Annotated in this window: 13 protein-coding genes; 4 read left to right on the forward strand and 9 right to left on the reverse strand. The window is 35.3% G+C overall.

All coding sequences use genetic code 11. From position 1 onward, the window contains the following. Positions 1-58: 58 nt before the first annotated feature. The 9 genes from HM983_RS04365 to HM983_RS04405 form a co-directional block, all read right to left on the reverse strand. Entirely contained in the window at positions 59-1,369 is a 1,311-nt protein-coding gene (locus tag HM983_RS04365; protein WP_179344187.1) for an ABC1 kinase family protein, read from the reverse strand. Between the two features lie 84 nt (positions 1,370-1,453). Beyond that, positions 1,454-2,104, reverse strand: a complete 651-nt coding sequence (locus tag HM983_RS04370) for a TetR family transcriptional regulator C-terminal domain-containing protein (RefSeq protein ID WP_179344188.1) — start codon at positions 2,102-2,104, stop codon at positions 1,454-1,456. A gap of 126 nt (positions 2,105-2,230) precedes the next feature. Beyond that, positions 2,231-2,521, reverse strand: a complete 291-nt coding sequence (locus HM983_RS04375) for a hypothetical protein (protein ID WP_179344189.1) — start codon at positions 2,519-2,521, stop codon at positions 2,231-2,233. Between the two features lie 42 nt (positions 2,522-2,563). Beyond that, the gene (locus HM983_RS04380; protein WP_179344190.1) at positions 2,564-3,622 is read right to left on the reverse strand and encodes a hypothetical protein; all 1,059 of its coding nucleotides are present in this window, start codon (positions 3,620-3,622) and stop codon (positions 2,564-2,566) included. A gap of 97 nt (positions 3,623-3,719) precedes the next feature. Then, entirely contained in the window at positions 3,720-3,992 is a 273-nt protein-coding gene (locus HM983_RS04385) for a hypothetical protein (protein ID WP_179344191.1), read from the reverse strand. 130 nt (positions 3,993-4,122) lie between these two features. Next, on the reverse strand, positions 4,123-4,923 hold the full coding sequence (locus HM983_RS04390) for an AfsR/SARP family transcriptional regulator (protein WP_179344192.1): 801 nt from the start codon (positions 4,921-4,923) through the stop codon (positions 4,123-4,125). 6 nt (positions 4,924-4,929) lie between these two features. Continuing rightward, positions 4,930-5,487, reverse strand: coding sequence for a hypothetical protein (locus tag HM983_RS04395; RefSeq protein ID WP_179344193.1), 558 nt, complete (start codon positions 5,485-5,487; stop codon positions 4,930-4,932). 174 nt (positions 5,488-5,661) lie between these two features. Next, positions 5,662-8,172 (reverse strand): DUF5686 and carboxypeptidase-like regulatory domain-containing protein, encoded by a 2,511-nt coding sequence (locus HM983_RS04400; protein ID WP_179344194.1) that lies wholly within the window; start codon positions 8,170-8,172, stop codon positions 5,662-5,664. A gap of 85 nt (positions 8,173-8,257) precedes the next feature. After that, positions 8,258-9,235, reverse strand: coding sequence for a pyruvate dehydrogenase complex E1 component subunit beta (locus tag HM983_RS04405; RefSeq protein WP_179344195.1), 978 nt, complete (start codon positions 9,233-9,235; stop codon positions 8,258-8,260). Between the two features lie 156 nt (positions 9,236-9,391). Here HM983_RS04405 and HM983_RS04410 point away from each other — a divergent pair, with 156 nt between their 5' ends. The 4 genes from HM983_RS04410 to HM983_RS04425 all read left to right on the forward strand — a co-directional run bounded on the left by HM983_RS04410 (position 9,392) and on the right by HM983_RS04425 (position 13,662). After that, complete coding sequence (locus HM983_RS04410; protein ID WP_179344196.1) at positions 9,392-10,138, forward strand: electron transfer flavoprotein subunit beta/FixA family protein; 747 nt, start codon at positions 9,392-9,394, stop codon at positions 10,136-10,138. 107 nt (positions 10,139-10,245) lie between these two features. Further along, positions 10,246-11,208 (forward strand): electron transfer flavoprotein subunit alpha/FixB family protein, encoded by a 963-nt coding sequence (locus HM983_RS04415; RefSeq protein WP_179344197.1) that lies wholly within the window; start codon positions 10,246-10,248, stop codon positions 11,206-11,208. A 110-nt stretch (positions 11,209-11,318) separates the two neighbouring features. Continuing rightward, positions 11,319-11,933, forward strand: coding sequence for a bifunctional nuclease family protein (locus tag HM983_RS04420; RefSeq protein ID WP_179344198.1), 615 nt, complete (start codon positions 11,319-11,321; stop codon positions 11,931-11,933). A 100-nt stretch (positions 11,934-12,033) separates the two neighbouring features. Next, positions 12,034-13,662, forward strand: a complete 1,629-nt coding sequence (locus tag HM983_RS04425) for a NupC/NupG family nucleoside CNT transporter (RefSeq protein ID WP_394366248.1) — start codon at positions 12,034-12,036, stop codon at positions 13,660-13,662. Positions 13,663-13,668: the final 6 nt, after the last annotated feature.

Below are 13,668 nucleotides of genomic sequence, written 5' to 3' on the forward strand. Positions count from 1 at the left end.
AATACTATGCACGCATAGTATTTTTATTTTTTCAATCTACTTTAGATTAAATTTTGCGTTATAAAGATTTATAATTTTCGATTTTTATGTTTTCTGCTTTTAGATCAAACATTAAATTAAACAATCCAAAAAATGTTCTGTTCATATAAATGAAATGGCGGGAACCTCTGTTGGCATTCATATTTTGAGATCTCGTACCTTTGAAATAGCGCTCGCCTATGGCCGCAATTTTTTCGAAAAAGTCTATATCGGAAAAATCAAAAGTTTTTTCCCTAAAAGGTTGCGTAAAAAAGCTGAGTACATCATGAAACATTTCTGTAAAAAAAATCACTTCCTCTTTGGTGTCATCTTTTCTCAAAATTTCCAATTCCAATAATTTATTCTGAAACAACTCAGAGTTATCCAAAACTTCTTTGTTAAACAATTCAAAATAAGGGACATAAAAATCTTTAGGAATTATCTTCATACATCCAAAATCTATCGCTATTAATTTACCATTTTCAGAAACAAGAAAGTTACCTGGATGAGGATCTGCATGCACTTTTTTTAAGGTATGTATTTGATAGAGATAAAAATCCCATAGTGCCTGACCTAAGGTATTGGCTATTTTTGGATCAGAATTAAATTTTGCAAATTCTGAAAGGTGGATCCCTTCCATCCAATCCATGGTAATAATTTGACGTGAAGAAAATTCCTCATAATATTTTGGAAACAGAAGGTTGGGAATGTGATGGCATGCATTCACAACTTCTTTACTTTGCTCAATTTCCAACAAATAATTGGTTTCCTCCAAGAGCTTGCCTTCAACCTCTTTAAAATACACATCGGAATGCTCCCCCTTAATGTTGAACATCTTCATCGCAATAGGCTTCACCATAGCCAAATCTGATAATATGCTGTCTGCAACTCCTGGATATTGAATTTTTACGGCTAAGGTTTTTCCGTCTTTAACAGCTCGATGCACCTGACCAATACTTGCTGCATTTATGGCTTCGGAATTAAATTCGTCAAATATTTCGGAAGGATATTTTCTAAAAGATTTTTTGAAAGTTTTACGGACTAAAGGTGCTGATAACGGTGGCACGGAAAATTGAGAAAGAGAAAACTTCTCTACATAAGCTTGAGGCAGAATATTCTTTTCCATGCTTAACATTTGTGCTAATTTTAGCGCGCTTCCTTTTAGGTTTTTTAGACTATCGTAAATATCGTTTGCGTTTGATTCGTTTAATCTTTCTTTGGCTTCGGCTTCTGGATTAACCATTTTATCGCCATAGTATTTTAGATAATTTACACCAACCTTTGCACCGGTCTGTACTAGTTTTGATGCACGTTGAATTTTACTTGTCGGTATTTTTTTTATGGTTTTCATTTTATGCTCGCTACAGATAGAATCTTTTTTATTGAAACGATTTAGCATTAAGCTTAAAAGTTATTTTAATGCCATACGAAGCCATCATTTCACTTTTTCTTTATATATAAACTTTGCTAAATCAATTATATTATGGAGCGATGTAGTATCTAACAAATCCATTGCAGTAATAATGGATTTCTCTATAAACATATCTGTTTTTTCAAAATCTTCGGATGTGTCATCAAGCCAAAATTTAAAAACAAATAAGAATTGTAACCACGCTGATTCTTTAATGGTTTTATTTTGAATGGTTTCAATGGTATCGACATTCAGGCTAAAGGTTTCTAGATTCAAATCTTCAATAAAATCCGTAAAGCTTCGTTTTAACCTCGAAAAATCAGAAAGTGCTTGCAGTTGGTTTTCAAATCCTTTTAAACAAATCCGGATATATTCTTTATTTAAAGCTAGATTTTCAAAAAAGGTATAATATAAGCTCAGAAGCTTATCTTTTTTACTATAACTATGATATTCCGTACTTTGTTTCAAAACCACAACAGAATTCTGAAAAAGCATAAGATATATGGTTTTCTCCAAATCCTTGAACGAAGTGAAATGCTCGTAGAACACAACATCATCAAATTGGTGTGACTTAGCAAAATCCTCAATAGAATTAGGCTTGACTTGATGCTCAACCACATCATCCATATAAAAGGCGATGATATCCGCTTCTGAAATTTTAGTCTTTTTTGCCATAAGAAACTTTATGCTTAAAAATACGAAATGAACTCAGTAATACTAACATCTTTAAAACAAAAAAAACCAAGTTACACATTATATGCAACTTGGTTTCTACTAACCAATCTAATCAACACTCAACACTTAAGCCATAAGCTTAGTGAATCTTTTTTTGCTTAAAAGCATATGTTTTTTTACACCTGTTAGGGCATCGAAAACAAGATCTTGTTGCGTTGCCGCCAATTTTAAACTGTCTTTAATAGCTTTGTTAGCCACTGTTTGCCATTGCTCTGCAACTAATATACCTTCTGTTACAACTTCTTCGGTTGTATTAAGCGCATAACCATTTGCAGATTTTAATGTGCTTTTTGTTTTATCTATTGCTTGTACGACCATTTTTTTTGGTGCGTTAAGCATTGATTTATCTTTACTCATAATTATTTATATTTTTTGTTATGAACTCAACTACCCTAAGAATTAAGCAGTTCTATAACGTTCTACCCATTTTTCTAATCCTTCTGCTCCATCTTTGACAGCTACTTCAGCTTGTTTTTTCCAATCTTTAGCATCTGTATTTGCGAATGTTGTTCCCGCCTTTTCAAGAATTGCCTCTATTTCAGAAACTTCAAGTTTTGATAGATCAGCATATGTTTTTACACCGTTATTATTAAATGTGATTTCTGTTTTTGGACCTATACCGTAGATTAATTTTAAATCATCTTGAGCAACAGTTTTTACAGCTACTTTAGTTTCGGCTTTTACTGCCTCTACTTTAGCTTTACCTTTAGCATTAATGTCAGCTACTTTTTTAGCAGCTACTTTTTTAGCTTGAGTTGGCTTTACTTCTTTAGTTGCAACTTTTGCTTCAACTTTTGCTTTTGCTTGGGTTTTTTTAGCCGTCGTTTTAGCTTTAACAGCTTTTACGTTTGCTGCTCCTTTTGCTTTTATTGCTGCTGTTGTTTTCTTAGGATTTGTTTTTGCCGCTTTTTTTGTTGATTTCTTAGCTTCTTTTTTAAGATCTGCTTTGGCGTCTTCCAATTTATTTTCAGCTTTGTTAACGATTTTTGAAGCTTGCTTTAAAACATCTCCTTTAAGTTCGTTAAATTTTGCCAATCCTCTAATCTTCATGTCGTCAGTTACTTTTTCAGCTTTCTGAACCATTGGGCTTTCAGATACTTTTTCAGTAATATCCTCTACTATACCAACAACCTTTCTGCTTACTGGGTTGTTAGTTACTTTAATTTTGATTTCTTCAACCATCTCAGCGTCATAACCCACTAAATCTTTAGCTCTATCCGTCCCAGTCATAAACTGACCCTTTACAGCTTCAGCCGTGTCAAAGAACATATTGATTTGTTGTTCTCTTACTTTTTCTGACTTCTTAATTAATTTAGAAGCTAATTTTTGCCATTTTTCACCATTCTCAACAGTAGTATTTATTGCTGCTACTGATGCGTTGACTAAACTTGTATTCACTTTTTTTGCAACACTAGGCTTAATATCTTTCTTAGTTGCTTTTTTTGTCTTAGTTGCCATATTATTTTTATTTATAATTATCTTTTTAATTTTAATTCTGGTACAAACATACAATCAGTGAGTTACAAATGAGTTACACAGATGTGGCTGTGTTTAATTATTTAAATTTTGGTAAAAATTTTACCGCTTTTCCTTTTACAGTTTCTAAAGCATTAAATACCAAATCTTGATTTTTTGCAGAGGCTTTTAAACCTTTCTTTACAATTTTGGAAGAAATTCCCATTCCTTTTTCTGTTAGACTAAAAGATTTTATAACAACTTTTTCGGTGGTATTTAAAGCCAAATCATTTGCCTTTGTTGCTAATCCTAATACCTTGTTCGCAGTAAGGTCTATGATTGTCGATTGTGTTTTTTTCGTTTTGGTTGCCATAATTTTATAATTGTTTAATGTGTTGTTTTTAATTTATGGTACAAACATACAATCAGCCAGTTACAAACGAGTTGCAAATAACATTTGGTCTAAAAATTAATTCTGTTTTTTATGTGAAATCAGATAGAAACTAGATACTTTCTATTTCTTTAAGTAGATTTTTTGTAGCTGGAAGTGGGTCTATGCCATACTCCTCTTCCAATACATCTGCGCATTTTTGATAAGTTTTTATAGCCTGTGGTCTATTTCCCTTTATAATGTAGGCTTGCATTTGAAGTCGGTAGGCATCCTCCCATGTTTTGTCAATTGCGATTGCACATTGCGCCAGCCTTATACTTTCTAAGGGATTTTCATTTAGTATAATTTCGGCAAGTATAACATAAGCTCCTAAAATTAGAATTTGAGTTTTTTCACGTTCTTCAGAAGACCAATCCTCAAAAATTCTATTTGGCAAATAAACACCTTGATATAAAGCGATCGCAGATCTGTATGCCGCTTTAGAAATTGTCACATCTTCACCAAAAGCCTCATTACCTATGATAACGTATTGCTCTAAAGCTTCGACATCGATCCAAATTTTTTCTAAATCCAATTGATAGCTCACACCTTGCCTAATTACAAAACTCGCGTCAGTTCTTGAAGGTCTATTAGGCTCTAAAACCTTGTTTACGCCATGTAATGCTACTTTGAAATCACGGTCGTCACCTTCTTCCCACAGGTGCTCCATAATACGTTCTCTGTGGAGTGCGTGGCGTTGTCTATTGGAAATTAAATATTGGAGTAATTGAACGGTTTTATCCCTTCCCCATTGTTTAGCCTCAACTTTTTGATTTTCTCTCCACAAATTAAACTGCCCTAAGGTCTGGATACGAATTGATGCATCTTCCTGGAATTTTTTAAGTTCTTGCAATTTATCTTTGAGCTGACTCATGTAAAGCTACTTCTTTTTAGGTGCTATAGTTTTCTTGGTGGTTTTTGCACCAAGAGTCTTTTTTTGCGACTTACTGATCGCATCTACCTTAGTATTAAGTCTCTGCACCTCTTGTGTCAATTGGGATAAAGATTCTTTTATTAAATTAAAATCGGAGCGTGATGCATTTCTCCATTCATCAATTTTCACCTTGTCCTTTAAGTCCTCACCAAAATAACTGATCTGGTCTTGAAGATTGGCCACCTGTTTTCTTGGATCTTTAATAGTTTCCATGATAACTTTTGGCCCTTCTTTGGCGACAGTTTTCCAAAGTGAAAAACTCTTTTTCAATAGCGATTCTTGTTCTTCTGGTGATTCGTCTTTTGTAGCTTCTAAAGTTAAATCCGCCAATCTTTCTTGTATAAATTTTACTGCGTCGTTAAAATCGGTAAAACTTTTATCTTCGCCTCCTTGAACGTGAGAGACCTTACCTCGCCACTGCACTTTGGACTCTCCATCTTCTTCAAAAATAATTTGGTTAAACCTTACCATAAATGAAGCCGTCTGATCTGCTTTTTTAGCCATAATTTAGAATTTATATGGCTTACAAATTACAATTCTTTTTTGATACTCTAGAACGTGGGTTTTGCGAAAAATTTAAAATTAGTCTTTATAGCTCTTCAATTATTTTACAAATTAGAGCCCTAATAATGAAGGGGCTGATTTAAACATAAAGTTGCAAAAATGAGATGCTGTTGCCTAAAAATAAAACCCAAAACTGCCTGTAACTCCAAAACGTCTAGCATCAGGATTATCCAAATAGTTGCCTCTAAAGTTAAAATCGAGACGTAATATTTTAAATATATTGGCCACACCAAAACTATATTCGTAGTAGATCCGTGAGTCTGGTGCTATAAGCGGAATTTCAGCCGGATTACCAGTGGTACTCAAGGCTATATTTTCGTCAGACAGTTCTCCCCAAACCCCTCTAAGCCCAATTATGGCTCTTAAGTTATACTTTTTTAAGAATGGGATACGTGAAAATACTCGACCATTAAAATTATGTTCTAAATGCACAGAGGTGTAGGTATCCGTTACAAATTCGTAAAAATCCAATTGAGAAAATGTATTGTAAATAGAGAAATACGTCTGGTTTCCTGGCACTATACTCAATAAAGCCAATGGCACTTCACCAAATGTTTTCCCGGCTTCAATCGAAGTTGTAAAACGTCCAAAAGCACCTATACGTATCGGTTGAATGTAGGAAAATTGAAGCTTGGTATAATCAAAATCACTATTGAGTATGCCTTGGTCACCACGACTCACTTGTGCAAAAAGTCTTGCAAAATCACTATTCTTAACCCTACGTTCTACACCAAATCCCGTCATTTCACGTTTTGGGAAATAGGATAAGGACAACCTGGCTTCATATTGTTTTACCTCCGAGGATATTCCCGTTGGCGAATCTGGGTCGTTAAAGTCTAGACTAAACGTGGGAGAGGCAGATTCCAATTCCCGGTAACTACCATCTAATCTAACTTCAAAATTTCTTGAAGGCTCAAACGAAAAACCAAAATTGGTAAGGTTTATGTTTGTAAGCTTGTCGTTAATACCAGTATTGATTACAGATGAAGATGCCAAACTTCTGCCTAAAACATCTGTCGAACTCGTAAGACTGGCTCCGGTTTGCTCAACATCACGTCGCGTTCCACCAAATAGGATGAACCTGCTTTTTTTGTTGAGCAACCATTTCCCTGAAATACCATATTTAAATTTATCGTCCTTAAAACCGTAAGCCGTAAAACCTTCGATTCTCCACAAATCGTTTTGTCCAAAATAGGTTCTTCCTCCAGCTCTAAGTCTTAAGCCTTCAACTTCATTATAACCAAATGTGGAAAATATTGGACCATAATCAAAATTGATACTCGGAAATTCTACATATCCGGAAGCAAGGATGCTACCGATATTATAAAGTCGTTGAAACTTTTTTACGGTTTTTAAAGTATCTAACATTTTATAAACACCACGCTCATCTTTATTTAGAGATTCTAGTCGATTCTTCTCCCAAAATTCATCTTCACGATTATAAACATCGGTTTCATAATTATATACTTCTTTTTCGTAAAATTCTGGAGCTTTTGGAACATCAAAAACATAATTATCATAAAGTGTGGTACGCTTTCCGTAAACACCTCTGGATTGCTCCTTTTTATTTAAGGCGAAATCCGAAAGGAAATAGTCGCGTTTAATCAAGAAAACCGAATCATTGAGCACTTCAAACTCTTGTTCAATGTAAATTTCCTTTACCCAATTAATGTTGGCACTCTTTGATGCTTGAAGATTAATTTCCTTGATGGCATAAGTGGAATCATTGACCCAAAAGTCGCCTTTAAAAGTCAATTCATTTTTACGTCTTGGATAATAGATAATGTTGTAACACCATTTGTCTCCAATAAATGCACTGTCTGCTAAGACGTAATTATAGGTTTGTACACCTGTTCGGCTTAACGGACTCGTAAAACTCTTATCGAAGAATTTAAGGTAATTATCATACACATTATATTCTGAGTATAGATCATCAACAAAATCTATTATCACTTGGTTGTTGCTAAATCCCGAATTTTTATTACCCAATAATTCTTCACGCTCCTCATTGATTATGTTATCTCCATAAACTTTCTTAAAGGATTCATTGATAAAAATTGGCAAGTAAGTTTTACCAGTGATATTAGAAGTATCAACTTCTTTAAAAACGAACTCCATTCCCTTAAATAGTTTGCTTTTTATCAAAGCGCTATCTATGGTATTAAGGTCGAATTCTACTTTTTCATATTGCTCATATTGATACTGGTCAAATTGACTCAAGCCATTTTGTCGCTTGCGTTCCCAAATTTTCTGCAAAATTCTAATGGCAGGATTTTCAGAGGCTTTTTTGGATTGCTTTCCGGTAACAATAACGACTTCATTTAATGATGAAGCTTCCTCTTTCAATAAAAATTTTAAATCGTAATTGACTCTCTTGGTCAAAGGCACTTCAATCATTTCAAAGCCCAAGAATGATACGATGAGTGTTTCCCAATTTTCGTCAGATTCTAAATAAAACCTTCCTTCTTCATTAGTTATTGTTCCGATGGTAGAGCCTTTAAAAATCACATTCGCAAATGCAATGGGATTTTCATTTTCATCAAATACATAACCACTAACTTTGGTTTGTCCTAAAGCAGTCATCATTCCAAAAAACAAAAGGACTATAAGTAGTTTTATTTTCATAGTAATAAAAAAACTTCATCAACTACCGTGCTAAACTAACACACGTACTGATGAAGTTTGTATAACGCAGAAAACTGCGGTTTATTTATTTGTACATTACTTTTTTCACCGCTTTTATCACGTCCTCGCTATTTGGCAACCATTCTGCCAAAAGAACTGGTGAATAAGGCGCAGGAGTATCTGCTGTATTTAACTTTACAACCGGAGCATCTAAATAATCAAACGCCTCGGATTGTACTAAATAAGTTATTTCAGTAGCTACATTTCCAAATGGCCATGCTTCTTCCAAGACAACTAATCGATTGGTTTTCTTTACAGACTCCAGAATAGCTTTTCTATCCATTGGACGTACTGTTCTAAGATCTATGATTTCACAAGAAATACCCTCTTTTTCTAATTCGTCAGCAGCCTTGTAAGCCTCTTTTATTATTTTACCAAAAGAAACGATGGTAACATCAGTTCCTTCACGCTTAATTTCTGCAACACCTAAAGGTATGGTATACTCACCCTCTGGAATTTCACCCTTATCACCATACATCTGTTCGCTTTCCATAAAAATAACCGGGTCGTCATCTCTAATCGAAGATTTCAATAGTCCTTTTGCATCATAAGGGTTTGATGGAACCACAACTTTTAATCCTGGTGTGTTAGCAAACCAACTCTCAAAAGCCTGAGAGTGTGTTGCTGCCAATTGACCAGCTGACGCTGTTGGACCTCTAAATACTATAGGACATTTAAATTGGCCACCAGACATTTGTCTAATCTTAGCAGCATTATTTATAATTTGGTCAATACCAACCAAAGAGAAGTTGAACGTCATATATTCCACGATAGGCCGATTTCCCGTCATAGTAGAACCAATGGCAATCCCAGCAAAACCTAACTCCGAAATAGGTGTGTCTATCACACGCTTTGCACCAAACTCATCGAGCATACCTTTTGAGGCTTTGTAGGCACCGTTATATTCTGCCACTTCCTCTCCCATAAGATAAACACTCTCATCCCTTCGCATTTCTTCGGTCATGGCTTCACAAACGGCTTCTCTAAATTGAACTGTCTTCATTCTTTAATTTTTATTCGAACAACAAAAATAAGGATAAAAGAAAAACTAAGTAAATCTAATTTCTTCAAAATTTATTATGCGTGCATAGTAAAATTCAGAATTTTATATTTATCTTCGTGGACGAAAAATAATTTACATTATAAACAAAAAATTATTATGAAGATATTAGTATGTATTAGTCATGTTCCTGATACAACATCGAAGATTAATTTCACGGATGGTGATACCAAATTTGATACTAACGGTGTACAATTTGTGATCAATCCAAATGATGAATTTGGATTGACGCGTGCGATGTGGTTCAAAGAAAAACAGGGCGCGAGCGTGGATGTTGTTAACGTAGGTGGTACTGAAACCGAGCCTACTTTAAGAAAGGCATTGGCAATTGGCGCCGACACTGCAATCCGCGTTAATACTCCAGCTACAGATGGATATTCTGTTGCTAAAGAATTAGCCAAAGTAGTTAAAGATGGTAATTATGATTTAGTTATAGCAGGAAGAGAGTCTATTGATTATAACGGCGGGATGGTACCAGGAATGTTGGCCGCTATGATAGATGCCAATTATGTTGCCAATTGTATAAGTCTTGAAGTCGACGGAACTAGCGCAAAAGCAGTTAGGGAAATTGATGGAGGGAAAGAATCCGTAAGCACGTCGCTACCATTAGTCATTGGTGGGCAGAAAGGCTTGGTTGAGGAAAGTGATCTTCGTATCCCAAACATGAGAGGTATTATGATGGCGCGAAAAAAACCACTGAACGTAGTTGAAGCTGCTGACGCAAATGCTGAAACTTCAGTAAAGAGTTTTGAAAAACCTGCACCAAAAGGTGATGTAAAATTGATCGATGCCGATAATGTTGAGGAATTGGTGAACTTGCTTCATAATGAAGCTAAGGTGATTTAATCCTTCTCTAGCCTTCCAAAGGAAGGAAATGATTGAGAAAAACAAATAAACAAATTTGTCTTAGCCCTTTTATTCGTAAAGGGTAAGGATAGAAAAAAACAAAATTTATGTCCGTTTTAGTATATACAGAATCAGAAAAAGGAAAATTTAAGAAAGCGTCTTTCGAAGTCGCTTCTTATGCAAAAGCCATTGCAGAGCAAATGGGAACAACTGTTACTGCCATTACTGTCAATGCAGATGACACTTCTGCCCTAGGAGAATATGGCGTAGAAAAAGTGCTTAATGTTAAAGATAGTGGTTTAGATAAATTTAATGCCAAAACTTATGCAGCAGCAATTCAACAAGCTGCAGAAAAAGAAGGTGCTAAAGTAGTTGTAGTAAGCTCTAGTGCGAATGCTCGTTATTTAGCACCAATTCTAGCAGTTGGCTTGGATGCTGGCTATGTCTCTAATGTGGTTGAAAAACCATCCAATACATCACCGTTTACGGTAAAACATTCGGTATTCACTAATAAAGCATTTGCCAATACAGAAATTAATACAGACGTCAAAATCGTCGGTTTATCCAATAATGCATTCGGTTTGGTCGAAAATTCTGCCAGTGCAACAGCCGAAGATTTTACACCATCATTACCGGAATCTGGAGTTAATGTAGAATCGGTTGATAAAGCTACCGATAAAGTAAGTATTGCAGATGCAGAAATAGTTGTTTCAGGTGGAAGAGGATTAAAAGGTCCTGAAAACTGGGGATTGATTGAAGAATTAGCTGAAGTTTTAGGTGCAGCAACGGCCTGCTCAAAGCCAGTTTCAGACTTGGGCTGGAGACCGCACAGTGAACACGTTGGGCAGACTGGTAAGCCCGTAGCTTCAAATTTATATATCGCAATTGGTATTTCTGGTGCCATTCAACATTTGGCAGGTATCAACTCATCTAAGGTAAAAGTCGTCATTAATACAGATCCGGAAGCGCCTTTCTTTAAGGCTGCAGATTATGGTATTGTTGGTGATGCATTTGAAGTTGTACCAAAATTGACTGAAAAATTAAAGGAGTTTAAAGCTCAAAACGCATAATTTTACTAACTTGTAGTATTAAAGGGCTGTTTAAATTGGCATAAAATCGAAATCTGTTCACGCAGTTTGGTAAAGTCCTAATTTAAACAGTTCTTTGTCTTTTATAAAATATGAGCTTAGTTCGTTTAAATATCAAAGGCATTTCTTATAGTCAAACTCAAAATGGCGCCTATGCCTTAATCTTAAATGAGATTGATGGAGATAGAAAATTGCCTATAGTCATTGGTGCATTTGAGGCACAGTCTATTGCTATTGCATTAGAAAAAGAAATAAGACCACCTCGACCACTTACACACGATCTTTTCAAAAATTTTGCAGACCGTTTTGACGTAGTTGTAAAACAAGTGATTATTCATAAATTAGTGGATGGTGTCTTTTATTCCAGTCTAATTTGCGAACGTGATAAAATTGAGGAAATCATTGATGCCAGAACCAGTGATGCCATTGCCTTGGCTTTGCGTTTTCAGGCACCGATATTTACCTATAAAAACATTCTTGATAAAGCGGGAATTTATCTTAAAGTCAATCCAAAGAAAGACGATGAAGAACAAGATAGCATTCTCGTTGATGATATTATAGCCGAAGAAATCGAAGCAGTCGCTAGCGAAAAAGAAGGCTATAAGAACAAAACTATTGAAGAGCTCAACCAACTTTTAGAAGAAGCTGTAAATAATGAAGATTATGAAAAAGCTGCCAAAATAAGAGACGAGATTTCCAAACGTTAATTAACCACACATTTTATGAATCTATTTCTCAAGTTCCTACTTGCTATTTTCATTGGAATATCATCAATTACGGCACAAGAGCTTGAAAAAAATTGGCAGATTGAAGCTGTCACAAATGATTCTGGTGTACGCTTATTTGGCACTACTACCAAGGACACCTTATCCTTATTTAATGGAAGCTTTAGTTACTCCATCGAAGCAATGGATAGCCTTTATTTATTCTGGCGATTATTTAATACAAGACAAACTTTTGGTTTTTTATTATGACGAACCGAAAGAGTCTAACCAACGTTTCAGAATTTCTGAACATACCGATTCTACTTTAGTATTTTCTGGTAAGGGCATGAATTTTAATTTGGTTGCGGCAAAACCAGAAAATTCGCCTTCGATTGTTGATGTAGGTACCAGTAGTATTATACCAAGTGAAGGACCATCCATTAATAGCATTTGGAGAGGTGCTTTAGGCATGATAACTTTAATTTTTATTGCTTTCTTATTCAGTAGTAATCGTAAAGCAATTAATTGGAAAACCGTTGGTATTGGCTTAACTTTTCAATTAATTATTGCTATTGGAGTACTTCGGGTAGGCTTTGTAAAAACAGCATTTGAATGGGTAGGTAGCCTTTTTGTAAGCGTACTGGATTTTACAAGAGCAGGAAGCAAATTTTTGTTTGAAGGTCTTGTGGTGGACATGGATACTTTCGGCTTTATTTTCGCATTTCAGGTATTACCAACTATTCTATTCTTTTCGGCATTGACGTCGGTTTTATTTTATCTGGGAATTATTCAAAAAGTAGTTAGAGCTTTTGGTTTATTACTCACCAAACTACTAAAAATATCCGGTGCTGAAAGCCTCAGTGTTGCCGGAAATATTTTTCTTGGACAAACAGAAGCACCATTATTAATAAAGGCTTATTTAGAAAAAATGAATAAGTCCGAAATCCTCCTGGTAATGATTGGCGGGATGGCAACCGTTGCTGGTGCCGTACTTGCGGCATACATTGGCTTTCTAGGTGGTGATGATCCGGCATTGAGATTGGTATATGCCAAACACTTATTGGCAGCCTCGGTTATGGCTGCACCAGGTGCTATAGTAATTTCAAAAATATTGTATCCACAAACAGAAAAAATAAACACTGACGTTGAAGTGTCTCAAGAAAAAATTGGTTCAAATTTATTGGATGCTATTGCCAATGGTACTACCGAAGGTCTAAAACTTGCCGTGAATGTCGGTGCCATGCTATTGGTTTTTGTAGCCTTTATTGCAATGATCAACGGAATTTTAGGATGGGTTGGAGATATCAGTACTATTAACGAATGGGTTTTGGCAAACACTCCTTATCAAAGTTTGTCACTAGAATTAATTTTAGGCTACACTTTCGCACCTCTGATGTGGCTAATAGGTGTCGCACACGAGGATATGGCGCTTATGGGACAGTTATTAGGAATAAAATTAGCAGCTAGTGAATTTGTTGGATACATACAGTTGGCAGATCTAAAAAACGTAGCCAATGCGACACATCTTAATTATGAGAAATCAATAATTATGGCTACCTATATGCTTTGTGGTTTTGCCAATTTCGCGTCTATTGGTATCCAAATCGGAGGTATTGGCTCCTTAGCTCCTGGACAACGCAAACAACTTTCAAAGTTCGGTATCAAAGCACTAATTGGCGGTACTATTGCTTCATTGATCTCAGCTACTATCGCTGGGATGATAATTGGGTAGTCTAAC

This window comes from Winogradskyella ursingii, assembly GCF_013403975.1.
GTDB classification, from domain to species: domain Bacteria; phylum Bacteroidota; class Bacteroidia; order Flavobacteriales; family Flavobacteriaceae; genus Winogradskyella; species Winogradskyella ursingii.

Coding starts and splice junctions, on each gene's coding strand:
- HM983_RS04370 (WP_179344188.1), bottom strand. CDS start 2,104: ATGGCAAAAAAGACTAAAATTTCAGAAGCGGATATCATCGCCTTTTAT.
- HM983_RS04375 (WP_179344189.1), bottom strand. CDS start 2,521: ATGAGTAAAGATAAATCAATGCTTAACGCACCAAAAAAAATGGTCGTA.
- HM983_RS04420 (WP_179344198.1), top strand. CDS start 11,319: ATGAGCTTAGTTCGTTTAAATATCAAAGGCATTTCTTATAGTCAAACT.
- HM983_RS04385 (WP_179344191.1), bottom strand. CDS start 3,992: ATGGCAACCAAAACGAAAAAAACACAATCGACAATCATAGACCTTACT.
- HM983_RS04410 (WP_179344196.1), top strand. CDS start 9,392: ATGAAGATATTAGTATGTATTAGTCATGTTCCTGATACAACATCGAAG.
- HM983_RS04405 (WP_179344195.1), bottom strand. CDS start 9,235: ATGAAGACAGTTCAATTTAGAGAAGCCGTTTGTGAAGCCATGACCGAA.
- HM983_RS04365 (WP_179344187.1), bottom strand. CDS start 1,369: ATGAAAACCATAAAAAAAATACCGACAAGTAAAATTCAACGTGCATCA.
- HM983_RS04400 (WP_179344194.1), bottom strand. CDS start 8,172: ATGAAAATAAAACTACTTATAGTCCTTTTGTTTTTTGGAATGATGACT.
- HM983_RS04415 (WP_179344197.1), top strand. CDS start 10,246: ATGTCCGTTTTAGTATATACAGAATCAGAAAAAGGAAAATTTAAGAAA.
- HM983_RS04395 (WP_179344193.1), bottom strand. CDS start 5,487: ATGGCTAAAAAAGCAGATCAGACGGCTTCATTTATGGTAAGGTTTAAC.
- HM983_RS04390 (WP_179344192.1), bottom strand. CDS start 4,923: ATGAGTCAGCTCAAAGATAAATTGCAAGAACTTAAAAAATTCCAGGAA.
- HM983_RS04380 (WP_179344190.1), bottom strand. CDS start 3,622: ATGGCAACTAAGACAAAAAAAGCAACTAAGAAAGATATTAAGCCTAGT.